The organism is Desulfurispirillum indicum S5 (assembly GCF_000177635.2).
Classification (GTDB): Bacteria; Chrysiogenota; Chrysiogenetes; order Chrysiogenales; family Chrysiogenaceae; genus Desulfurispirillum; species Desulfurispirillum indicum.
In genome coordinates, this window is record NC_014836.1 from 1,585,106 (window position 1) to 1,606,586 (window position 21,481).

The window sequence follows — 21,481 nt, forward strand, 5'->3', positions numbered from 1 at the left end:
TTGTAATGAAAATAGAACTTGAGCAAAAAATAGTTGATTTTCAATCAATCCAACGTTGGGCCTATTACGACCCGGAGCTCGGTTGGATGCATGCTGATCATACGTCCGCGACATTGGAAGATTTTCAATCGCATATCAAACACTTCCGAGTGAATGTGATGGTGAACTACACCTGGCATTCAGTTTCGCAACGATACCGGACAAATTGCAGCCCTGTCGCCATTAACCTTAAACTGAATCAAATCACCCTTGAGATACTTGTGCAAACAAATCTTGAGCAATCAGGATACGACGGTCTGATTAACGCTGAAATGGATTGCTCATGCCGTCCGGGGCAGATGTGCCCAGAGCCACAACCAGATACCTGTACTGCAGCGGTGTTGCGTGACGGGCAGCTGGTTGATGCTTCCGTTAGCCACTTGATTGCCCACCACCACAGCGAAAGTGGACATACCTTTTGCTTTGGTTTTACTGAAAAAGCAGGCACCCGGAATGTGACTGATGTAGATGCAAAGATTAGCCGCCTGGCAGATTGCATCCGCGTCAACGTTAATCCTCACATAAAGCTTTTTTAAGGAGATAAATGGTGAAACAAAACGAAAAAGACTTCTACGCAGGAATCTGCGTAGCCCTGCAGATTGTTGCCCAGCGCGGCGAATGTGTGATCTGGCGGGAAATTGCAGGATCAGTGAGTGAGGAGCGGCTGCGGAAGTATGTTACGGAAATTGAGCCGACCGAATACGAAGTGGCCGGATTCAGTAGATTCGCAAAAACCGAGTTGGGGTGGTAAATGAACGCCATTGACCTTTTCGCTGGCCTTGGCGGTTGGTCTACCGGTGCAAGGATGGCAGGTATCCACATCCTTTGGGCAGCAAACCACTGGCCGGAAGCCGTCAAGTGGCACGCCAAAAACCATCCAGACACAGCCCATGCCTGCCAAGACCTTCACCAGGCTAACTGGGAGCAGGTCCCCAGTCATGATATTCTACTGGCCAGCCCCTGCTGTCAGGGACACAGCAGGGCGCGGGGCAAAGACAATGGCAATCCGAAGCATGATGCCAGCCGGTCAACCGCCTGGGCGGTGGTGAGCGCGGCAGAATTCCATCGCCCCCCATTTGTGATCGTTGAAAATGTGCCGGAGTTCATGCAGTGGACGCTGTACCCAGCGTGGGCAAGTGCAATGAACGCACTGGGTTACCAGCTGGCCCCGCACGTAATCGACTGCGCTGACCTCGGAGTGCCGCAGAATCGCATAAGGCTTTTCCTTGTTTGCACCCGTAGCCGCGTACCCCTTCACCTGAAATTCCCAAGTAAAAATCACCAGCCTGCCTCATCATTTATTGATTTCAGCGCAGGAAACTGGTCACCAATCCTTCGCCCAACGCGCGCAGCCGCAACGCTTGCCAGAGTAGCAAATGGCCGCCGAGAGTACGGTGAACGATTTGTTATGCCGTATTACAAATCCGGCTCAGGATTAACCGGCAGAAGCCTCAACCGTCCCATTGGGACAATTACAACCATCGACCGCTGGGCGGTAGTGGATGGAGAGAGAATGCGCATGCTGACTGCAGATGAATGTCTCGCAGCACAATCATTTCCGGCAGATATAGCGCGGCCAAAGAGCCATCGCCTGACGGTGCATCTCGCAGGTAATGCAGTACCGCCATTGGCAGCCAGCAATATACTGAAAGCCCTCACCAGGGCGGCGTGAAGGAGAATCTATGTCAAAAAGAAATATTCCCATCAACATACAGGGCCAACCACCCACTCAGGCAGAGCTTGATCGTGCAAAAAAACGATTATTGCTGCGCATCGTAGTTGCCGTTATTGTCTGTATTTCAGTATTAATTAGTAGCGGCACTATAGTGTATTTAGTGCCGACATTTTACGCCTTCTTTGTAGCGCTAATCGTAGCGCCAATCCCTGGAATTCTCTCAATGAAAATCGCGCAAAGGGGTTATCGTTATCTTGGTTTGTTTGATCCCCTCGACCCGGAGAAGCACCCAGAGGAATGCCTTGAGTACAGCAAGTTTCTCTCTGATCCTGCGGTAGCGGCCTACCATGCCCAGATACTCGCCCAGGGGAGAGGACTGGTGATTATGGAGTATAGGGCAGCTAGGGCATGGATAAGTGCCGCTCCTGAACGTGAAAAACAGGCCCAGGCTAAAGAGGTATATGCGAAAATATGCTCCAATATAGTCGTATAAAACAAGGAGTCATTTATAATGAATATTCATTCAGCATTAATATTTGTTTTTATTGTATTACTTATGATATTTTTGCACACAAGCCCACTTGAATCAAGCCAATGGATTGGAATGGTTATGCCATATCTCTTCATTCCGCTATTGATCTCAGCAGCTCTTTTGGGTGTTTATGGAAATAATGGTGAGGCTTTTTTAACTACCCTCGCCGCATTGGCAATGTTTTTACTGTTTACAGCTGAAGAAAGGGTGCCGGGTCTCTTTAATAAGGACGGTGAGAATCAAACACATCAAGAAGAGAGTGCAGTTGATGTAAAAAATATCAGTGAAATTACTGGTGCAGAACTCATTGAAAAATTCAAGGTGTGGCTCGCTTTTCAGCCTTCCTGCGACCTTGATGATTACTACTGGAATCCAACAACAAAACGCTGTGAACGCTTCGATGATCTGCTACCTGGATGCAACAAGTTGAGCAGCGAACCAGCACAGCGCAGTAAACGCTATCAGGAGGCACAAAGTGAGTAGAAAGACCAAGAACAATATGTTGCCGTATCCTGGAAGTAGTGCTTCACCTACTGCACAGCAAATTCAATCCTTAGTTAATCAGGTGGAAGAAGCTGGCATTAGGAATGTAACGGATTTAGACGCAAAAACCATACAGGATATCCGTGATGGGAAGATTATTGTAGGTGACCCTAAAGGCGATATGAATCTTCAAAGAGAATATTTGGATCATCTGCAGACCCTGCGGTAGAGGCGAACTTTAGTCTTTAACACAAAAGAGAGTGTATTATGAAAAAAGAGCTTTTAATGATTTTTGGCAAGAATAGGGTGTTTGGAATAAAATCAACATTCTATATCTTGCTGTGCGGTTTTCTGTGGATTACAACCTCAACCCCATCGGTGCCTTTTGTAATTATGGTATTTGATCTTGTGAAAATGCTTGGTCTTTTAGCCGTATTACTTGTGCCAACTATAATGCTTTTAATACGAATGGCAGCTTCCTCTTACACGGAAGATCCACCATTTAATGGTATAAGTCACTTTTTAAGAATGCTTGGTGTATATTTTACAATGCTTTGGTGGATCGGGTTTGGTGGTGATGCCTGTTATACGTGGTGCCTCGAAAATACGACTGAGGCAATAGCTGTCGCAGTAGCGCTTTTTCTGGTTTATGTAATAGTCCAGTTAAGTGGATTGGGAACGGATACTAAAGTTAGTTCACCCACAACCGGCTATTACGCAGTATCACCAGAAATCTACAAAAAAGACAAGCAACCGAATTAGTGGACCATCATAAACCATAAACCGCACCCATTGGGTGAGATATAAGGAGATAAATAGTGAAACAGGAATTTAATATTAGCAGCCCTTGGACAGGTGCCCAAATTCAAGCCCACATAAAAACCATGGAAGCGCACAACCGACTTATAAAAGCCCTGATTTTCGCAGTATATGTAACTTTTGCATGTTTAGTTATGTATGCTCTCCTTCACCCGCAAATAATTATGAATAATGTATTCTTGTCTGTGGTGGTTATTTTTATATGCTCAGGCATTATCACTGGATTGAGTTTAAGTTTGTCAAAAATCTCTGATTTCAAGGAAACGGAAAGTTACCCACCACAGCTCATTAACCCACAAAACCCTGATGTGCAGCACTATTTACAGCGTTTGCGCTCTATTGGACGTTACTACCTCACGCGGCAGGAAATAAAAGAACTATTGGTAATTGAGGAAAAATACGAAGCCTTGCAAATTAAAAACAAAATTATTGGATATAAACCAGGAGATGTTGAAGTTTAAAAAGCTTCGCAATTGGCTGAATTATATGATGTTGTAGATAGACTTCGCCTCCATGACGCCGCTGCAGCTGGCCAAAAAGATCGGTGCGAATACTGGCGCATCATAGAAAATCCAGGAGGATTAAAGTGACAGGTGTATTCACAAACTATGAGGAATTTATAGCCTGGGCTGAAAAATCTGCCCCTGATATTTTTCACACAAAAATCCTACCATACCCTGACGGCGAGTTGGACTACATCAAGGAGTCGTATTGGTGCGGGCAAGAAAGCGTTAACGTACATACCGTATTAGGCACCAAGCACCCGGACTATATTGGCCTTACATGGGGAGAGCTCCTCAGAAATGGCAAAAGGATGCATATCAATATTCCCCTTGCGATAAGCAACCCAGGTTATTACGAAGGTACAGAGCGCAAGCAACCGACTATGTATTTCACCGCCATCAACAACCAGGTGTTTATTGGGGGTGACGGAAATCACCGGACATGCATTTCCAGGTTTCTGAGTAACGCTAAGGAAGCCACTCATATACACGGCGTTACAGTATACAGCTACGCAACTGACACTGTTCTCACACAAGGAAGCAGGCTGATTGAGTTGGCTATCTGTAATTCAGATTCGACAGACATTAAACTCAAAGCCCATTCTCCTGCGCTAACACGCAAAGACGGCCCCAACTATCACCGACAAATTCACGACCCGCATATTAAAATCACCAACATTAAACAGGGCAGCTCTGTCGATCTTCGAACCGGTGAAGAGATTGATGCTCTCCTGGAAGCGATCAGGAACCGCTCACGCATCAGGCGTCTTTTCACGCGCAACAACCCTTTTCGAGATTTCGTCCGGTAGCACCCCGCAATCATCCCTCCCAGTCAGGCCACCTTCGGTGGCCTTTTTCTTTTTCCAGCGAAAACTTCCCCCTCCCCTCGCCCACTCTCCTGAGTCTTCTATCCCGGTTTTCCCAGAAAACTTCCGCCCTGATCCACATGCCCTATAGAGGGGCATATCTCCCCTCCAAAAAATCTTGGAGGAACCAATGCGACGATTTCCAGCCTTTTTTCTTGCCGCAACCGTGGCAATGTCCGGACAGCTGGCATTCGCCAGATCTCCCACTCAACAACTCTATCCGTCGCCCCCGCAACCGGACACCGTGATCAACCAGATCCAGGTGCCCCAATTCGTGCTCACTCAAACCCCAAAAAAAGGAGGACTGACAATCACCCAAGGACTGACAATTACCCAGCGGATTCCGCTGCAGATCCAGGCACTGCCAATTGCCCGGCCAGCAAGCACAACTGAGCAAGCTCCGCTGTGCAAGTTCACCATCGAGGGTTTTGACCTTAATGGCTTCACCCTGACAGAGGCCCAAAAGGAGCGAATCAAGGAGCTTGCATCCTCTCTTCAAGGCTCTGTGGCAGTCACCGGCCACTCTGACCATTTCGGGCCAGCATGGGCCAAGGAAAGGGTAGCCAATCGCAGAGCCGAGAGCGTCGCGGCCTACCTCACGACTCTTGGTGTGAGTGTGGCATCCGCTACCGGCCAATCTGATCACAATCAAATATCCACCAACCCCGCGCAGAATCGCCGGGCAGAAATCACTTTGACGGAGTGCAAATGAATAATAAATTCAAGGAACTGTTTTCGAAGAAGCCCTCGCAGGCTTTTCTCGCTACCTGCATGGCAATCATATCAGCGGGACTGATCTTCACCTGGGACCGAAGCCCGGCAGGCGAGCCAGTGCCTGCTGTGGTTGTGAGTCCTGAGCAGGCTGAGGAGGTTTTTCGCGCAACTCATCCTGCAACTACCATTTCCAGTGTGAAGCGCAGCCCCATTCCAGGACTGTTCGAAATTCACCTGACAAATTACCAGATCATCTATTTCTCGCCCGAAACCAGGCTGACCATCTTTGGCCGCATCATGGACGAGTTTGGCCAGGACATTACCTCCATGGCCAGCATGGATGCCATTTTGCCTATGGCTCTCAAGATTGGCTCTGGCAGTACAGAAGTGATTGAAGTCACTGACCCTGGCTGCAGCTGGTGCCTGAGAAGTTATCAGTTTTTCGCTGATAAAGATGTCACCAAGTACCTGTTGTTTCTTGGCAGTTTTGCCCCGGAAAAATCCGAGCACATCCTGTGTTCAGACGATCCGGCTGCAGCTTACCACGCTATCTATAGCGGCCAGACCCCTGACACGCTGCTTTCCTGTGACGAGGGTAAAGCCACCCTGTCCAGTCACCGGGCTATTGCTGGCTCCCTCGGCGCTACCGGCACTCCCACATTCATCATCAACGATGACGTAATCCGTGGCTTCAACCAAGCACGAATCCTGGAACACCTGCAGTGACTCATTTGAGCCTGCCAATCCCCAATTATTCAAGGAGAACTCCCATGAGTACATACAAGTCATTCTTTACAAACAGATTCTTCGGACCCGTACAACCCAAACTGCAGCATCCCGCAAACTCGAACGTATCCACCAAACTGCTCATTAGCTTCTTGCTCATCCTGGCACTTATCTCCATCTCCCTGGCGTTCTCCCCGGCAGCTGGTGGACTTGGTGAGCCTGTCTACAACCTGCTTGTCAACGACATTACCCAAGGATTCATCGGCATGACCGTGGCAGTGGGCCTGCTGTGCTTTGGAGCCTACCTGGCCAGCAAGAATCTCATCCTTGGGCTTCCTCCATTTGTCGGTGCGGGTGTTGTGTACGCCTCTGAGGAAATTGCTACTGGGATGGGCTTCATCCTCATGTAATTGCAAAACCCGTGCGGTACCGCTGCCGCACGGGCTTTATTCGCATCCACCTTGACTCACTCTCTGGAGGAATTTATGCAAACCAACTTTCCCAAATACATCTGGGCACCGTACAGTATCGGCGGCCTGGAGCCAGACGACCTGACCGTTCTTGGTATCGGCGTCGGAGTGTTCTTTCTGATATCCACGATATATGGCCTGCTGTTTATCCCTTTCCTGTTCCTTATCTATCGGCCATTCAAGCGCTCAAAACCCCGTGGAATCTTCCGGCACCTGCTTTTTCGTCTGGGGCTGAGCACGCTTTCAGGTTACCCACGCGGCGGCTGCCGAAAGTTCCGGGAGTAGGCCATGAGACGCTATAAGCACCTCTCCTCCACAGCCCGCGTGGTTGCCAAAAACAAAATCCTGCTGCTGGCAATCGTGGCAATAGCCTTCCTGCAGCTGCTGTCGTACTCCACCATCCGGGAATTCAGCCAGACCCACCGCACCATCATTCAACCCACCGTGGTTGACCAGCCCTACTGGATCGAAGGTGGTAGCGCAAGCGCTGAGTATGTGCAGCTTATGGGCCGCCATGCCCTTGATCTACTACTGAACTACCACCCACGCAGCGCCGCCTACCAGTTCAATACCCTCTCAAGTCTCTATAGCCCTGGCACATTTGCCGCCGCTCAGGAGTATTACGGTGAGCTGGCTGAGCGCATCAGTGCTATGGGATTTTCCAGCGTCTACTACCCCAGTAAGTTCACTATCACCCCTGACACCATCACAGCAGAGGGCATGCGCACACGCTGGAGCGCCACCGGCAAAACAGACCAGCAGGAGACGTACGAAATCACCTACGCCATACGCCATGGCCGCTTTGAAATTTCAAACATCCGGGAGGTCAAGCGATGAAACGCACCATAGCTACCCTGTTCACGCTCTTGTGCCTGCCACTGTACAGTGCAGCCACCATCAAGCCAGATATCCCAACACCTATCGAACTCTCAAACCTTGAGCCAAACCGCATCTTGTGCCCCATCGGTGACCACGTCTCCCAAATAGTATTTGCCGATGACAAACCCCTCACAGTGCAGTATCAGAACACCCAGGCATTCTTGCAATTCAAGCATGCCGTGGTCAGCGATGAAACTGGCAACGAAGTAGAACGCCTGCACTACAGCGAGTCCACTGACCTGTATGCTATTTGTGGTGATGACGTGTACCACCTGGTAGCCAGCCCCAAGGCTATCCGTGGCCAAACAATTCGACTGGGAGACCCTGGACTCCAAAATATCCGCAACACCCTGGCGGATTTTCGGCAGCTGGATATTGTAGACCGCGCCCAGCACATCGTTGAGCGTGCCTATACGGAAAACCTCCCCACTAGCTGGCAAGTATGGAATGAGCGCAAAGAGCCCCTTGACCAGTTTGATCAAATCACCGCACACCACCGCCGCACCATCGAGGCACCCGGCACCGGCTTACAGCTGCGTGAATACGTCATTATCAGCAAGCAAAGCGGTGTGGAACTTACCGAGCGTGACTTCATCCACCCACCATTCACCCACCACCCGTTCTTTATCTCCCTGGTCGATCACAGACTGCAAAAGGGTGAACAGACCAGGCTGTTCGTTGTGGAGCGTGTGCGATGAGTGAGATCCTGGAAAAAATCAAAGAGGTATGGGCCAACCTGGACCCACGGTGGAGAGTTATCGGCATGATTGCCGTTATCGGTATGAGTATCGGCACCGTGGATCGCTATGTACTGCGTCCAGTTGACAAACCAGAGCCTGCCCCGGCAACCCAGCAGCGCTTGAGCCCCGGAGTGACCAAGCAAACAGAATTGCCGTTTAATCGGCAGTTTGACGACGATATGTTCGCAGACGTGCGCCGCGACCAGCAGGCCTTCCAGCGCCAGATGCAGGAAAAAATTGAAGCCCAGGAGCAGGAACTGCAGGCCTTGCGCGAGCAGGCGCGAATTATTGAGCAGCTGCAGCCTTACCTTCAGCACGACGGCAGCGCCTACCCTCCACCGGGCATTTCCCCGGCCCCGTCCCCTTCAGTTCCTGAGCCAGAAGCAAGGCCGCGACCTGGTACCCGCGAAGTCCAGCAGCAACAGTATCAGCCTGCCGCACCTGAGCCGGTGCGCACCGTGCGCTGGAGTGGTGGTGTCCGGGTAGCTGAGAACAGCTTCACGCCAGAGGTTATCACCGAAGAAAAAGTGCGGCGCACGGTGTACATGCCCAGTGGCTCCTTTGCCCGCGCCACCTTACTCAATGGCACCAGCGCAAAGACCAGCCTGGCTGGCCAAAGCAATCCTCATATCGTCAAACTGCGAATTGACGACCTGACCGTACTACCAAATGACCTCAAGAGAAATTTGGATGGATGTTTTATTCAGGCCAGTGCCCACGGCGACCTGGCTGATGAGCGAGTGCATCTGGAGCTGGCGACTCTGTCTTGTTTGACCCATGACGGCAGAGGTGTGATTGACCAGAACGTCAAAGGGTATGTCACCGCTGCAGACGGTCAAAAAGGGCTGCCTGGTGAGGTATTCGCTGCATTTCCCGGCAGCCTATGGCGCGGAGCACTGGTATCCGCTATCGGTGGCCTTGGTGAGTTTGCCTCAGAGTATCGCAGCAACTCTACCACTACGGTTACCGGTGCTGGATTGGTGTCTGAGCAAGGCAATATGAGTTTTGAGGACTACGTGATCGGTGGCCTTGGCACCGGAGTGCGCCAATACACCGAGGATCTCGCTGAATTCTACTCAAGCCTGATCAGGCAGCAAGGCCCATCTATTCAAATCCTGCCCGGTGCCAGAGTGACCGTTCATTTCTCCACCGGCACAGAACTCAAAATCCGGGAAATTTGCAATGAGGAGTTAGAACAATGCGACGACCTCTCCTAATACTCAGTGCTGCTTTCATTGCAGCATCTATGGCCCTTAGCGGCTGCGCCAAGATGGTGAGTCCATACCCCACTGAACCACGCTGCCGAGCCGATGTTGAAGGCAACTGCCTCGATGCCCACAACGCCTGGGAAGTTTCCCGCGAACGTTCACGGACGCGGTGAACCATGATTCAAAAATTCATCCGCCTGCTGCGGTTTCACCCCAACAAAAAGACTGCGCCGGAAACAGCTACGCGGTATCTGCGGCGCTTCACCATCGCTGAAACCAAAGCCCGTCTGCAGTGGCTGCAGAACAGGGCCAATAAAGGAGTATGAGCATGAGATACACACTGATCGCCATCCTGCTGTCCACACTGACGATAATCAGCGCCTGTGGCAAGAAAGCGCCAGAGCCCATTGTTATAGAAGAAACTGCACCAGCGGCAACTCAAACGAGTGAAGACCTCTACAAGGAGGAGCTGTTTACAACCTACCGTAGCCTGCTTGCTGAGCCGAGCACCCCGATGGTGGTGCCACCCCGCACCATGCGAGGGTATGTGGTGCCTCATGAGCGCATAGCCCGCAATGGCAGCTCGACGCTTATTGATGAGCACTACCGCTACTGGCAGACCGGCCAGGCTCAGTGGATACTTGAGGGCCTGCAGCGCAGGGGCAGGGAGTAAGCCATGGTAGCCCGCAAACTCCTTGACCGCTTTGATAAGTTGCTCGGCACTACCTATGGTGGTGGTGTCACCTACGGAGATATCCAGGACATGGTCTCACGCCACCCGTTTGGCCCATTCCTGCCCTACATCTCCCACGACAGCGCTACCCATACCTGGTACAACAGCGACGACAGCGTGGGCTTCCTCTTTGAGTGCAGCCCACTCTATTTTGCTGGTGATGATAGCTATACCCAGATGGAGGCTCTTTTCAAAAAAGAGCTGCCAAACAACACCGTCATACAGTTTATTTTGGCAGCTGATGACTATATCGATCCCATGCTTGATCGCTACCTGGCCACCACCAGCGTAGAGAATCCGGTTCTGCAGAACATTGCCAAGATGCAGGCCGATTATCTGCGTCAGTCAAAGCGTGGCCTGCCAAGTGTCAGCTCCCTGCCAGTGCGCCACTTCAGAAGCCCGGTGAGCATTAAGTTCCCAGAGAAAAAAGTCTCTGCCCTCAAGCTTCGCCAGCTCTACAAAGAGACCAGGGAGATTCTTGCTGGCGCTGGCATGAACCCTCAGCCCATGGGGCCTCAGAAACTCCTGCACTGGCTTCGCCGGGTATTTAACTCCAACAAGGATATCCATAGCCCCGCCCTTGGCAGCTACAACGACGCCATTCCTATGAACAAGCAAATCGTGCTTGCTGAGAGTGAAATCGACGTTGAAGGCCGGTACATCAAGATTGGAAGCAAGAATCACGACGGGCAATTTGAGGGCAGCTACTTCCGGGGAATCTCGATTAAAAGCCCTGCCCCAAGCATTGACTCACTGGAAATGCATGGGGTTGTGGGGGCAATCACGGGCGGCGGCTACTTTGCCGACACCCAGCAGATCCCCTGTAACTTTATCCTCAGCGTCAATATTTTCTTCCACAAAAACATCAATGCTGCCCTTGGCCGCAAGGCCACTATGACCGTGCGCCAGCAGGCCACAGAGCAGGACGCAAAAACCCTCAGCAAGCGCCAGAACGAGTTCACCACTATCAAGGACGACCTGGCCCACAACCGAACTTACGTGCGCATTATGCCCACTATGTGGATATATGACCGGGACCTGGAAAAGGTGGATAATGCCGTATCCACCGCCAAAAACCTGTGGGAGGCCAGCGGCTTCTTAATGCAGGAAGAGTCGCATATCCAGACTCCCACCTTCCTGGCCACCCTGCCCTTTGGCCTGATTCCCGATGAGTCCATCATCAAAAATATGGTGCGCGACTTCCAGTGCAACACGCAGCAAGCGCTGCCCCTGCTCCCGGTGCAGGCGGACTTTGCGGCGTTCTCCAAGAATCCGGTCATTCCCTTTATTGGCCGCAAAGGACAGCTGCAGGGAATTGATATCTTCGATCCACGGGCAAAATCCTACAACGGTCTGGTGGCCGCCGACACCGGCACCGGTAAATCGGTACTCATGAACTACATCATCATGAACTACCTGCGCACCGGGGCCAAGGTAACTGGAATTGATATCGGGGATAGCTACCGCAACACCTGCAATATGGTTGGCGGCCAATACATCGATTTTGAAAAGCAGATCTCCATGAACCCCTTTGGTTTCGTCAGCGTTGGCGGCGATGCCGAGGACCAGAACGAGAACCTGCAGGTTGTGGTGCCACTAATCGCACAGATGGCATTCGCCCACGACAGCGTGATCGATAATGAATACTGGAGCCTCCTTGACATGGCTGTGAAGTGGTCATGGGAAACTTATGGCCCTGACGCTGATGTGAACAGTGTCTGGCAATACTGCAAAGAGTTCAAACAACGATACAGTGGCGAACTGCAGCACGCGGACAAGATCATGGCCGAGAAAGCGGAGCTACTGAGTATCTTCCTGGAAAAATGGACCACGACAAAAAATGGTGTCTACGGCGGCTGGGTCAATGGGCGCAGCGAGCTCAACATCAAAAACAACAATTTCACCATCTTCGAGCTTCAGCGAATCAAGGGTATTCCTGATCTTTTCAGCGTCATGAGCCTGATTCTCATTAACGCCATCACGATGGATCTTTACCTCTCCGACCGTTCCCGCAAGAAAATTGTCCTGCTCGAAGAAGCAGGTCAATTCCTGCGGGAATCCCCGCTCCTGCTGCAGGTCGTCAACGAAATGTACCGGCGCATACGCAAGTATGGCGGCGGGTCATTCGTGGTAACCCAATCGCTGCTTGACACCCTCAGCTGGGGCGACACCGGGCGAACCATTATGGACAACGCCCGCTGGAAGTTCCTGCTTGAGTCAGACTCCTTCCCCAAAGCCAAGGACGAAAAACTCCTCGATGTCAGCGACTTCGTGCTGGAGCTCATGAAGTCCACCAAATCAAGAAAGCCTGACTATAGCGAGATCTTCGCCATGACCCCTATCGGCATGGGCCACATGCGCCTGAGCCTGCCACGGTGGGTTTTCTACGCAGTCTCCACCGATGGCCCGGTGGTCTCCCAGATCGAAAAACTCAGAAAGGAGGGACTATCCTATGACCAGGCTATTAGCTGGATGGTTGATAATTTTGAGTTTTAGTGCTGTGGCCCTGGCCAGCCCCAAGGAACAACTCCGGGAAATGTTCAGTAATAGCCCTCAATCTGATGGCGCACTCAGCGAGCAGCTTCGGGCGATCTATACTGATGACATGAGCCCTGAAGAAGCTATAGCGATTGGCCGCAGCCAGGAGAACACCCGGTTCAACAAGTCGCGGATGGACCGAAACTTCTTCCGGCCTCTCACCGGTGGTGGTGAAATGTGGACCCTTGATGGCCAGACCGCATTCGATGTCAGTGGTGTTGCTTGCCCCGGTGCCAATGACTATCTGCAAGTCACCGTGGTGCCCTCGCAAACCAGCGGTGACATTGCTCAGTTGATGATCCGGCAGGACACTAACTTTGACGGCATCCAGAACTACTTCTGGCAAGCACCCCACCCTATCAGCGGTGTATGTGCCAATGGTTATATCAGCTGTAATCCCGGTACATGGCAAAACTGCACACCCTATCAATGGCTCATCACCAATGATAACCGGGTATCAAGTACTGAGGCCCCATCAGACGACATGTTTGGCTGCTTCTGTGTCAACAACAGCTGTGGCGTGAACCTGGCGTGGATAAACCTCAACAATATCCTGACAACTCTTGGCACTGGTATCAGCAGTGCCCTGCAGGAGTATAACGCTCACCTGGTTATTACCGGCGCTCATTTCCAAAACTCGAACGAAATTGTCTACCAGGCGCAGGACAGTGCCAACTGTTCTGATGTGCAGGGTGGCTCTGGCGTGCAGTATTTTGATAAGCGTGATGATAGTGCCCTGGTAGCAGCGAGTTCAGAGGCATATATCAACCCGGAAAGCGATACTATTGTGGGAAAGATTGTGAGTGAGTCTCGCGAGAACCTTGAATATGCCATCTGTCCTATTCGCCGCAACCTTACTGTTCAAGCACAGCAAAACACCTGGCACAACAACCGCCACTGCCCCGAAGCCGACATTGAGAGCTGGGCTGCCGATGCCCTGGCCTATGAATGCAATGTCCAGCGATCACGAAATGCCGATATCGACCACACCAGAACACTATTCTACAGTAGCAGGCATGACGTGATGGCAGGTTTTCAGGTGCGGGTCAATCCAGATACAGAGGACCTGGAGATGCGTTGGCAGCACCTTAATTCATCAGGCACCTCTGAACATGGCTCAAGTCCCTGGTGCAACCTGGCTCCATCCGCTCCTTACCAGCAATGTCGCCTGGACACTGGCCACAGTGGCAGCAGCACCGGTAGTACCCATCGTCTACGCCTTGGCTTTGATGTTGAGGAAGGGAAGATTCGTGTTCGTACCCGCTCAACCACCCACTGGCTACGCGACTCTACCCACCTTCACGCTGGGGCCGTCTATTCACCCGGTGGAAACGAACGGACTGGTAACTGGGTCAGCTTTGTTGAGGGCAGTGGAGGGAAGTCAGTAATATACCTCTCGCAAGTATATGACAACTGTTCCGAAGGCTGGTATGACGGCTGTTATATGGAACGCACAGTAGAATATTATATTGAGGTCTCCGATGACCTCTCCCGTATCCGCATTGGCGGAGACGGCCTTCAGACTTCCCCATGGCTCGATATCACTGCAGGCTGCAGTGTAGAGTGTCAAAAGGATGTGTTTTCCGAGTCCATCTCTGATGGGTGTGAGCCTTTCCGTGATAACCCGTCCTGTGTACAGGTGGGTGAAACAGTTGATGGAGTGCGCACCATCAACAACTCGCACCATACTGGTCTTTCACCAATCCCCTCCACAGTTACCTTCAACGGTGTGTTTGGTACCTACGCCTATACACGGCCATTCTGGGAAATAACCCAAGAATACGCCTGTGAAACTGACGCAGAAGGGTTTGACTTTAATGACTCCCTGGAGCGCTACGCAATCGTCAGTGATTCGGTTGACCTGCAGGGCGGCAGGGCAACATTTACAGATCGTCGCAGCACTACCAGCGGATTTGTGACGGATAATTATTCGATTCGCATGCATGATTTTGGTCCATTAGACCCGGAGCTGGTCTGTAAAACGCGCAAATGGGTTGAAGATCCCAAGGCTACGGCCCAGGTCAATGAAACCGAGGTGCGCGGTGATATTGGCGTTTGGAAATTCAACTACTACGTCTGCATTGATGGGTTATGCCCTGCCGGTGAGGGTGAAGAAATCGTACAGGAGTGCATCGAGGCAGATGACTTTGCAGAAGCTGCTATGGCCATGGAGACCCTTGACTCCTTGCGTAAGGACATTATGTGCAGCTCAGGAGTACGACAATGAAAAAATTAATAACCCTTCTTCTGGTACTTATCCCGCTTGTAGCTATAGCTGACATGAGTCCTGTATGTCCTGATGAATACACGTATAACCCTTTTGACGGTACGTGCGAGCAGATTATCAGCACATGTGCGCCTGCATGCTCCGTATCTGAAGATGAAAACTGTTCCCCACAGCAGGCTTGCGAGCCATGCCCAGGGCATCAGTGGCATACTGGTCACAATCAGTGCGCGCAGCGCACTACAGCACCACTAAGCAACTTTGAGCCCGGCGACGTGTTTGACGGGGTGGTCAATCTCGGTGATAACATCTGCATGCCGTGGGGCCAGTTTCTGCAGGATGATGAAGATGACATCTGGGCACCAACAGACAATATGCGCCACTGCCGAGACAATGTCTGTCCAGAGGACATTGACCAGTGCTTTCGGACCACCCAGTTTCCCCATCATTGCACCGGGTATTCCGGTCAATTCCAGTATATGGAAACCGACCATGTGTGCGACTGGACCCGTAATATCCAGGAGTGCACTAATGGATTTACTTTTAATCACTCCACGAGGCAGTGCGAGCAATACCTGACTCAAAACAGGTCCTGCCCACAGGGGCAATACACCGTTAATCCTGAAACAGAGCTGTGTGAAGAGTTCTTAACCGCACCCTACACATGCTCTGTTGGTAGCTATAATTCCACCACGGGACGCTGCGAAAGACTTCTCACCGCTGCTTATACCTGCAGCCCTGGAAGCACGTATAATTCCAGCACAAAAAGGTGCGAATCCACCAACACGGTTGCCTCTACCTGCCCTGCCGGAAGCACCTGTCCTCCCACGCCGCGCACGTGCCCTTCTGGCTACACCCTCTCCGGTACAAGCTGTGTGCGAACAACCAGCTCAGCCCCATCCTGCCCATCTGGTTATTCGTTCGTAGGAGCAAATAACCGATGTGAGCGCTTTGATAACCCGGCACCCACCTGCCCGTCAACGTACAACTTTGTACATGCAAACCATCGCTGTGAGCGATTCCGGCAGGCAGAGCCCTGCGGAAGTGGTTACTTCAACGCGCCCCATAAAGCCAGGGTAATGCGAGTCTATCGAGCGCTATTCAGTCGTGACCCGGAAGCATCAGGGCTGAATTACTGGTTCGAAGTCTCTCGTAACACACCCAGTGACGCTGAATTGGTAAGCGCCATGCTGGCATCAGCATCCACCCAGGACCGCAATCGCTTCCATGAGAAAGCAGCCAATCACCCCACATACACCACATGGAGTGCCCAACAAACTAATGCCATGGCCCTCGCCATGTACCACAGCATCCCTGCTGCCGGTCAGTGTCAGCGCGTTATTACCCAGAATCAGTGCGCATCTGGATACACCCATATTGCCTCAGATCATCTTTGCCAGGATCAGTATGAGCTACATGGCAATACCTGCCGTCGCATCCTGCAGATGGAAGGTATTTGCCCGGAAGGTACCCGGCGCAACCTTACTACGAGGCTCTGCGAAACCATCACCACCACTACTCCGGCCTGTGCTACTCCTGGTGAATGTGACGAGACAGACAACTATCTTCCCACCACTTGCCCGAACCACTTCTGGTGTGCCGAGTTTGAAGAGCAACCCTGCCCATCCTCTCACCCGGCGTTTAACCAAGTCACCCTGCAGTGCGAGCGTGTGGTGCAGACCCAACCTCCAACTTGCAGTGCAGGCTACAGCTGGAATAGCTCATCACTGATGTGCGAACGCACCTTGACCCACACGCCATACACAAGCCCTGGCCAAAACCCTTCCGAGCGCTGCGTGCTGCGTATAGAGCAGGAGCCCACCTGCCCACCCGATCACCCCTACCGAATAGACGATAAATGTTACTCACGCTGGAAATGCCCATTTGATCCAGGTAACCCCAGTAAGCCGTGCAGAGATATTTGGAACCAGGGCAACCCGGTATGCTCAGAGCATGATTGCCTTATTGTCTCTGAAACGGAGGAAGAGTACGAGGACGATGAATACATTGATGACGGGCAAACTGATGAGTATGGCCAATGCCTTGACCAGATGTTTTTCTTCTCCGGTGAGAACGTGCGTTGTTATCGCCGCGGTATCCGGCGACTCCTCACGAGCTGCTGCACCACACGTAATCCCGACGGGATGACCCACGCAATTTCAGGTTGTAATGACAGAGAATACAGAGCCTTCCACCGCCCCACCAATCAAGAACCTGTCACTATGATAGGCCGCACTGTTTACCCGTCACAGCGCAAGCCAGGTGCAGTCTACCTTGGCAAGCGCTGCGCCGTGCGCTGGAGCGGAATTGGCTGCGTTCAGTCACAGGAAGTCTACTGCGTATTTAGCTCGCTGCTGGCCAGACTGATCCATGAACAGGGCCGTTTACAACTGCCTGCCAGGTTTGACCCTGATCGGCCATTTGGGACTACCCGCGCACCCAACTGCCGAGGTTTCACCCCTGAAGAGTTCACCATGATTGATATCTCCAATATCGACCTCAGCGAGTTTTATGACTGGCTACTGAGTACTGTACCCGCTGAAGTGGATGATATCGGCAATATCCTTATTCCTGAAACCCCACCACCAACCTTTCATGCTCCAGAAGCGTCAGATGTCCTTGAGCGTGGATTTGAGAGTCTGGGAGTAGAACAATGAAGAATATTCTTATCCTTGTATTGACTGCCGTACTCCTGAGCATTTCCCCGGTCAGCGCCGGGGAGAGCCAGGCCGAAAACATTGAAGCTGTGGCCGAGCGAATCAACAACCTCTATTTCTCAGACGAGTGGCAAAGTTATCTGCAAAACGAACAAGATCGGCTTAAAATCGAAGTTTTCGGTGAAATCATCGAGGATTATATTCCCCAGGAATTCCCGGGCAGCCGGCCAGATACTCCACTGTCCGCCGGGGATGACGAACCCTTCTCTCCAGCACCCGGGGAAACCGTCCTTCCCGATGGGGCCCGAGTGCTGGTGTTTATCTCAAGCTCCATGCCCGATCACCTGCTGCGCACATACCTGGAACAAGCCGACGGCCAGCCGCAGATACAGTTTGTCATGCGTGGATTCATCGACGGTATCACCAAGATCATGCCCACGGTGGAGTTCATTGCCAGGCTGCAACTGAAGGACCAAAACTGCGAGCCATTCAAAGAAGAGTGCGCGATGCACACCAATGATGTCAGCGTAGATCCTGAGCTCTTCAGTCAATTCGATATCACCCAGGTGCCAGCCATGGTCTACTTGCCCCACGTGGGTACTCACCAAGGGCTATTGTCTGAACTGCCCCACGCAGTGCTCCATGGTGACCCTCCACTCTCATGGTTCATCGCCCGTGCCCAGGAGTACGATTATGAGTAACCTGTACTACCGCCTGCAAAAGCACCTTCCCGCCATAGAGCTTTCCAGTGATGGCATTATTTTGCGGGCAACTAACGCATTCTGTGAGTTATCCAGATACGATGAGGCCACCCTTCTTGGTAAGCATGCTGGTATTCTTCGTCGCATATCAAAGCATGTCCACCACCGACTCTGGCCAAACTTACCCCAGCAATGGAATGGACCACTGCGCATCTACACGCCAGCTGGCACCCCGGTAAACGTGTCGGTCAACGTCTTCTCACACGATAATCTCTTCTATGCCTGGTTCCAGGACCTCTCCAAGTGCCAGGGCAACTGCCGGGAGCTTCTGCGCTTGAGGCAGGCCTATCACACGACCCGCCGTGAAGCCACTATGGACGCGCTGACCAGGCTGGCCAACCGCCGAAAAATCAACGAAGTGCTGGAGCGCGAAACCATCTACAGCAATATCGGCCACACTCCCCTTTCCCTGATCCTGCTCGATATCGACCACTTCAAGCACGTCAACGACACCTACGGCCATGGCGTGGGAGATAAGGTCTTGATTGCCCTGGCCGGACTCCTGCGCCACAACACCCGTGACAACGATGTGGTGGGCCGCTGGGGCGGCGAGGAATTCATCATCATCTTACCCGGCTGCCCTATAGGTACGGCAACGGAAATAGCCGAGCGTATCCGCACTGCTATTGCAGAGTTTCCATTTGCAGATATTACCCACCCGGTGACCGCCAGCATTGGCGTCACCGGGTATATCTCCGGCGAATCCATCGAGGACCTGATGGGACGGGTAGATCATGGCATGTACTCAGGCAAAACCGGTGGCCGCAACCAAGTGGTGAGGTGCTGAGATGCAACTGGCGCGATATACGCCTGAGCAACTGGAGGTAGGTATGTGGATTGAAAACTACATACCCAAAGGCCTCGAGTGTGCTCCAGTGGGCCCGACTGGTTTTTTACTCACAGAGCAGCATATCAGGCGAATCAAAGAGGAAGGGCGAGACTGGGTATGGATACACAAGAACCGTGGGCTGCTGCGTATTCGAAAGCACAGCCCGAGTGCTTCGATGCCCGAAAAAACAACCCCACCACCTACCCAGGCTCCGGCAAACAGCACCGCTATGAACACTGACCAGCTGCTGGATTATCTCGATAATCTGCAGCCTGGCCACGATATTGAGCCAAAGGAGGACGTGCAAAAAGAGCTGTTCCGGGCAGCGGATATTATCAAGATCGCAAATGAGCAGATGCAGTATATCCTCACACACATCTCCAAGGGCGGTACCCTTGATCATAGCCAAATGCGGACCCTGACCGAAATCTCCGATCAGATTACCCGCAGCATCTACGCTAATCATGATGCGCTCCTGAGCGTGTGCCTGATCAAGCAAGTGGATAACACCACATACCAGCACAGCATCAATGTGGCCGTTCTCCTGGCCCTGGCCGGGCGGCGAATGGGCTATGAGACAAAGCAACTTGAAGCCCTGGCCCTGGGCGGCCTGCTGCACGATACAGGCAAGAGTAAGGTCCCGATCAATATCCTCAATAAGCCTGGCCGCCTCACCAATTCCGAGTATGCAATCATCAAAAGCCACGTCCAAGCGGGCACCCACTTGATCGCCCACCATCACACCCTCAGTAAAATCACCCGCGATGCGATTACCCAGCATCACGAGCGATTTGACGGTAGTGGCTACCCACTGCGACTTAAAGGTGCCGAGATCAGCGAGCACGGCAGACTGACAGCTATTGCCGATGTGTTTGACGCTATCATCTCAAAGCGGCCATACCACCAGCCTCTTAATCCCATCTCCGGGCTCAAGCGCATACTCTCCTGGTCCGAGCACCACTTCTGCACCTATACCGCCCACCAGTTCATCCGGGCTATCGGCCTCTACCCTATTGGCACACTACTGCGGCTTGAAAGTGGCCTCCTGGGAGTTGTGATCGAGCAGAATCCACGCTCACTGCTACTGCCAGTGCTGCGCATAGTGTTCAACGCTCGGAAGAGCACTGCCGTCAATTCACCCTACGTGCTCGACCTGGAAAAACACCCACAACAGATTCTCGGGTATGAGAATCCTGAGAAATGGGGCATTAATCCGATGCTGCACCTTATTGGAGGAAATTGTGACTCAAAATAATCATTCAAATCTCACCGTGCACCCTATTCACAACAGGCTCATGATCGAAATCCATATTTGTGATTCGATTGACAAGTACCGTGAAATGACAGGGCACCCTGACGTGCCGGTTTCTGAGATTACTGCTGAGACAGGCTTCACTGCCATGGCGCTCCAACCTCATCTCCAAAAATGGATTGATGACGGCGAAGCAATGCCCAGTAACCAAAACAGGAATATTGATGAGCACATTGAGTACCAAGGGAAAACTTACACGCACATCCGCATCACCGAGAAGTTCGTCCGGTGACCACGACGCAATAATTTCCACTCCCCTGTTCCGGCCAGAATTCATCTGGCCGGTTTTTTTTATTCAGTAGATTTCCTTCCACTCGATTTCCCCAAAAACTTCCGCCCTATCCCACATACCCCTTAGAGGGGAATGTTTCCCCCTGCATAAACCCACGGGAGGATTTTATGAAGTTCAACAAAGTAATGCTTGGAGGAAACCTGACCAGAGACCCGGAGCTGCGCCACACAACAGAGAATAAACCTGTTGTGGAATTTGGCCTGGCTATCAACAACCCATTCAACGAAGAGGAAGTCCTTTTCCTCGACATCACAGCATGGGGCAAGGCCGCGGAGAACACTGCCAAGTTCACCAAAAAAGGTTCCAGTGTCTTCATCGAAGGTCGGCTCAAACCTAATAACTGGGAAGACAAGGAAACCGGCCAGAAACGCAGCAAGATCACCGTAACCGCTGAAACCGTCCAGTTTCTCGACAAGAAACCAGCTGAGTAGCACAGCCCAGTCTCCCTGGATTACCCAGGGAGACTGGCAAGGAGGAACTT

General features: G+C 52.0%; 26 protein-coding genes. All 26 read left to right on the forward strand.

The features are described from left to right. The first annotated feature begins 5 nt into the window (after positions 1-5). The 26 genes from SELIN_RS07475 (at position 6) to SELIN_RS07605 (ending at position 21,431) form a co-directional block, all read left to right on the forward strand. The gene (locus SELIN_RS07475; protein ID WP_013506059.1) at positions 6-575 is read left to right on the forward strand and encodes a hypothetical protein; all 570 of its coding nucleotides are present in this window, start codon (positions 6-8) and stop codon (positions 573-575) included. A gap of 8 nt (positions 576-583) precedes the next feature. Continuing rightward, positions 584-790 carry a hypothetical protein gene (locus tag SELIN_RS07480; protein ID WP_013506060.1) on the forward strand — a complete coding sequence of 69 codons (207 nt, stop codon included), beginning with the start codon at positions 584-586 and terminating at the stop codon, positions 788-790. Continuing rightward, positions 791-1,711: a DNA cytosine methyltransferase gene (locus SELIN_RS07485; protein WP_013506061.1), complete on the forward strand. Its 921-nt coding sequence runs from the start codon at positions 791-793 to the stop codon at positions 1,709-1,711. It abuts the gene before it with no gap. A gap of 10 nt (positions 1,712-1,721) precedes the next feature. Then, on the forward strand, positions 1,722-2,207 hold the full coding sequence (locus SELIN_RS07490) for a hypothetical protein (protein ID WP_013506062.1): 486 nt from the start codon (positions 1,722-1,724) through the stop codon (positions 2,205-2,207). An 18-nt stretch (positions 2,208-2,225) separates the two neighbouring features. Continuing rightward, positions 2,226-2,729, forward strand: coding sequence for a hypothetical protein (locus SELIN_RS07495; RefSeq protein ID WP_013506063.1), 504 nt, complete (start codon positions 2,226-2,228; stop codon positions 2,727-2,729). Next, a complete protein-coding gene (locus SELIN_RS07500) occupies positions 2,722-2,958 on the forward strand; it encodes a hypothetical protein (protein WP_013506064.1) in 237 nt (78 codons plus the stop codon). Before SELIN_RS07495 ends, SELIN_RS07500 begins: the two co-directional genes overlap by 8 nt. A 38-nt stretch (positions 2,959-2,996) precedes the next feature. After that, the gene (locus SELIN_RS07505; protein WP_013506065.1) at positions 2,997-3,491 is read left to right on the forward strand and encodes a hypothetical protein; all 495 of its coding nucleotides are present in this window, start codon (positions 2,997-2,999) and stop codon (positions 3,489-3,491) included. Positions 3,492-3,547: 56 nt separating this feature from the next. Next, entirely contained in the window at positions 3,548-4,009 is a 462-nt protein-coding gene (locus SELIN_RS07510; RefSeq protein WP_013506066.1) for a hypothetical protein, read from the forward strand. Positions 4,010-4,134: 125 nt separating this feature from the next. After that, a complete protein-coding gene (locus SELIN_RS13925; RefSeq protein ID WP_013506067.1) occupies positions 4,135-4,860 on the forward strand; it encodes a hypothetical protein in 726 nt (241 codons plus the stop codon). 187 nt (positions 4,861-5,047) lie between these two features. Next, positions 5,048-5,629 (forward strand): OmpA family protein, encoded by a 582-nt coding sequence (locus SELIN_RS07520; protein ID WP_013506068.1) that lies wholly within the window; start codon positions 5,048-5,050, stop codon positions 5,627-5,629. After that, positions 5,626-6,357, forward strand: coding sequence for a disulfide isomerase DsbC N-terminal domain-containing protein (locus tag SELIN_RS07525; RefSeq protein ID WP_013506069.1), 732 nt, complete (start codon positions 5,626-5,628; stop codon positions 6,355-6,357). Before SELIN_RS07520 ends, SELIN_RS07525 begins: the two co-directional genes overlap by 4 nt. A 44-nt stretch (positions 6,358-6,401) precedes the next feature. Beyond that, entirely contained in the window at positions 6,402-6,767 is a 366-nt protein-coding gene (locus tag SELIN_RS07530) for a hypothetical protein (RefSeq protein ID WP_013506070.1), read from the forward strand. A gap of 75 nt (positions 6,768-6,842) precedes the next feature. After that, complete coding sequence (locus SELIN_RS07535) at positions 6,843-7,112, forward strand: type IV conjugative transfer system protein TraL (RefSeq protein ID WP_013506071.1); 270 nt, start codon at positions 6,843-6,845, stop codon at positions 7,110-7,112. 3 nt (positions 7,113-7,115) lie between these two features. Then, positions 7,116-7,664: a type IV conjugative transfer system protein TraE gene (locus tag SELIN_RS13930; protein WP_013506072.1), complete on the forward strand. Its 549-nt coding sequence runs from the start codon at positions 7,116-7,118 to the stop codon at positions 7,662-7,664. Beyond that, a complete protein-coding gene (locus tag SELIN_RS07550; protein ID WP_013506073.1) occupies positions 7,661-8,404 on the forward strand; it encodes a TraK domain-containing protein in 744 nt (247 codons plus the stop codon). The genes SELIN_RS13930 and SELIN_RS07550 overlap by 4 nt, the downstream gene beginning before the upstream one ends. After that, on the forward strand, positions 8,401-9,663 hold the full coding sequence (locus SELIN_RS07555) for a TrbI/VirB10 family protein (RefSeq protein WP_013506074.1): 1,263 nt from the start codon (positions 8,401-8,403) through the stop codon (positions 9,661-9,663). Before SELIN_RS07550 ends, SELIN_RS07555 begins: the two co-directional genes overlap by 4 nt. Before the next feature lie 167 nt (positions 9,664-9,830). Further along, positions 9,831-9,980: a hypothetical protein gene (locus tag SELIN_RS15110; RefSeq protein ID WP_013506076.1), complete on the forward strand. Its 150-nt coding sequence runs from the start codon at positions 9,831-9,833 to the stop codon at positions 9,978-9,980. 2 nt (positions 9,981-9,982) lie between these two features. Continuing rightward, positions 9,983-10,327, forward strand: coding sequence for a TraV family lipoprotein (locus SELIN_RS07560; RefSeq protein WP_013506077.1), 345 nt, complete (start codon positions 9,983-9,985; stop codon positions 10,325-10,327). A gap of 3 nt (positions 10,328-10,330) precedes the next feature. Beyond that, a complete protein-coding gene (locus SELIN_RS07565; protein WP_013506078.1) occupies positions 10,331-12,883 on the forward strand; it encodes a TraC family protein in 2,553 nt (850 codons plus the stop codon). Beyond that, complete coding sequence (locus tag SELIN_RS07570) at positions 12,840-15,152, forward strand: hypothetical protein (protein WP_013506079.1); 2,313 nt, start codon at positions 12,840-12,842, stop codon at positions 15,150-15,152. Before SELIN_RS07565 ends, SELIN_RS07570 begins: the two co-directional genes overlap by 44 nt. Beyond that, positions 15,149-17,806 carry a conjugal transfer protein TraN gene (traN, locus tag SELIN_RS14665; RefSeq protein ID WP_013506080.1) on the forward strand — a complete coding sequence of 886 codons (2,658 nt, stop codon included), beginning with the start codon at positions 15,149-15,151 and terminating at the stop codon, positions 17,804-17,806. The genes SELIN_RS07570 and traN overlap by 4 nt, the downstream gene beginning before the upstream one ends. Further along, a complete protein-coding gene (locus SELIN_RS07585) occupies positions 17,803-18,507 on the forward strand; it encodes a TrbC family F-type conjugative pilus assembly protein (RefSeq protein WP_013506081.1) in 705 nt (234 codons plus the stop codon). The genes traN and SELIN_RS07585 overlap by 4 nt, the downstream gene beginning before the upstream one ends. Continuing rightward, entirely contained in the window at positions 18,500-19,354 is an 855-nt protein-coding gene (locus SELIN_RS13945) for a sensor domain-containing diguanylate cyclase (RefSeq protein WP_013506082.1), read from the forward strand. Before SELIN_RS07585 ends, SELIN_RS13945 begins: the two co-directional genes overlap by 8 nt. Position 19,355: 1 nt before the next feature. After that, a complete protein-coding gene (locus SELIN_RS07595; RefSeq protein ID WP_083805964.1) occupies positions 19,356-20,651 on the forward strand; it encodes a cyclic di-GMP phosphodiesterase in 1,296 nt (431 codons plus the stop codon). Then, positions 20,638-20,940 carry a hypothetical protein gene (locus SELIN_RS07600; protein WP_013506084.1) on the forward strand — a complete coding sequence of 101 codons (303 nt, stop codon included), beginning with the start codon at positions 20,638-20,640 and terminating at the stop codon, positions 20,938-20,940. Before SELIN_RS07595 ends, SELIN_RS07600 begins: the two co-directional genes overlap by 14 nt. A gap of 167 nt (positions 20,941-21,107) precedes the next feature. Continuing rightward, positions 21,108-21,431 (forward strand): single-stranded DNA-binding protein, encoded by a 324-nt coding sequence (locus SELIN_RS07605; RefSeq protein WP_013506085.1) that lies wholly within the window; start codon positions 21,108-21,110, stop codon positions 21,429-21,431. Positions 21,432-21,481: the final 50 nt, after the last annotated feature.

Bases quoted from the DNA above. Each gene is read 5' to 3' on its own strand.
- SELIN_RS07475 (WP_013506059.1), top strand. From the start codon at position 6: ATGAAAATAGAACTTGAGCAAAAAATAGTTGATTTTCAATCAATCCAA.
- SELIN_RS07480 (WP_013506060.1), top strand. From the start codon at position 584: ATGGTGAAACAAAACGAAAAAGACTTCTACGCAGGAATCTGCGTAGCC.
- SELIN_RS07485 (WP_013506061.1), top strand. From the start codon at position 791: ATGAACGCCATTGACCTTTTCGCTGGCCTTGGCGGTTGGTCTACCGGT.
- SELIN_RS07490 (WP_013506062.1), top strand. From the start codon at position 1,722: ATGTCAAAAAGAAATATTCCCATCAACATACAGGGCCAACCACCCACT.
- SELIN_RS07495 (WP_013506063.1), top strand. From the start codon at position 2,226: ATGAATATTCATTCAGCATTAATATTTGTTTTTATTGTATTACTTATG.
- SELIN_RS07505 (WP_013506065.1), top strand. From the start codon at position 2,997: ATGAAAAAAGAGCTTTTAATGATTTTTGGCAAGAATAGGGTGTTTGGA.
- SELIN_RS07520 (WP_013506068.1), top strand. From the start codon at position 5,048: ATGCGACGATTTCCAGCCTTTTTTCTTGCCGCAACCGTGGCAATGTCC.
- SELIN_RS07525 (WP_013506069.1), top strand. From the start codon at position 5,626: ATGAATAATAAATTCAAGGAACTGTTTTCGAAGAAGCCCTCGCAGGCT.
- SELIN_RS07530 (WP_013506070.1), top strand. From the start codon at position 6,402: ATGAGTACATACAAGTCATTCTTTACAAACAGATTCTTCGGACCCGTA.
- SELIN_RS07535 (WP_013506071.1), top strand. From the start codon at position 6,843: ATGCAAACCAACTTTCCCAAATACATCTGGGCACCGTACAGTATCGGC.
- SELIN_RS13930 (WP_013506072.1), top strand. From the start codon at position 7,116: ATGAGACGCTATAAGCACCTCTCCTCCACAGCCCGCGTGGTTGCCAAA.
- SELIN_RS07550 (WP_013506073.1), top strand. From the start codon at position 7,661: ATGAAACGCACCATAGCTACCCTGTTCACGCTCTTGTGCCTGCCACTG.
- SELIN_RS07555 (WP_013506074.1), top strand. From the start codon at position 8,401: ATGAGTGAGATCCTGGAAAAAATCAAAGAGGTATGGGCCAACCTGGAC.
- SELIN_RS15110 (WP_013506076.1), top strand. From the start codon at position 9,831: ATGATTCAAAAATTCATCCGCCTGCTGCGGTTTCACCCCAACAAAAAG.
- SELIN_RS07560 (WP_013506077.1), top strand. From the start codon at position 9,983: ATGAGATACACACTGATCGCCATCCTGCTGTCCACACTGACGATAATC.
- SELIN_RS07565 (WP_013506078.1), top strand. From the start codon at position 10,331: ATGGTAGCCCGCAAACTCCTTGACCGCTTTGATAAGTTGCTCGGCACT.
- SELIN_RS07570 (WP_013506079.1), top strand. From the start codon at position 12,840: ATGACCAGGCTATTAGCTGGATGGTTGATAATTTTGAGTTTTAGTGCT.
- traN (WP_013506080.1), top strand. From the start codon at position 15,149: ATGAAAAAATTAATAACCCTTCTTCTGGTACTTATCCCGCTTGTAGCT.
- SELIN_RS07585 (WP_013506081.1), top strand. From the start codon at position 17,803: ATGAAGAATATTCTTATCCTTGTATTGACTGCCGTACTCCTGAGCATT.
- SELIN_RS13945 (WP_013506082.1), top strand. From the start codon at position 18,500: ATGAGTAACCTGTACTACCGCCTGCAAAAGCACCTTCCCGCCATAGAG.
- SELIN_RS07595 (WP_083805964.1), top strand. From the start codon at position 19,356: ATGCAACTGGCGCGATATACGCCTGAGCAACTGGAGGTAGGTATGTGG.
- SELIN_RS07605 (WP_013506085.1), top strand. From the start codon at position 21,108: ATGAAGTTCAACAAAGTAATGCTTGGAGGAAACCTGACCAGAGACCCG.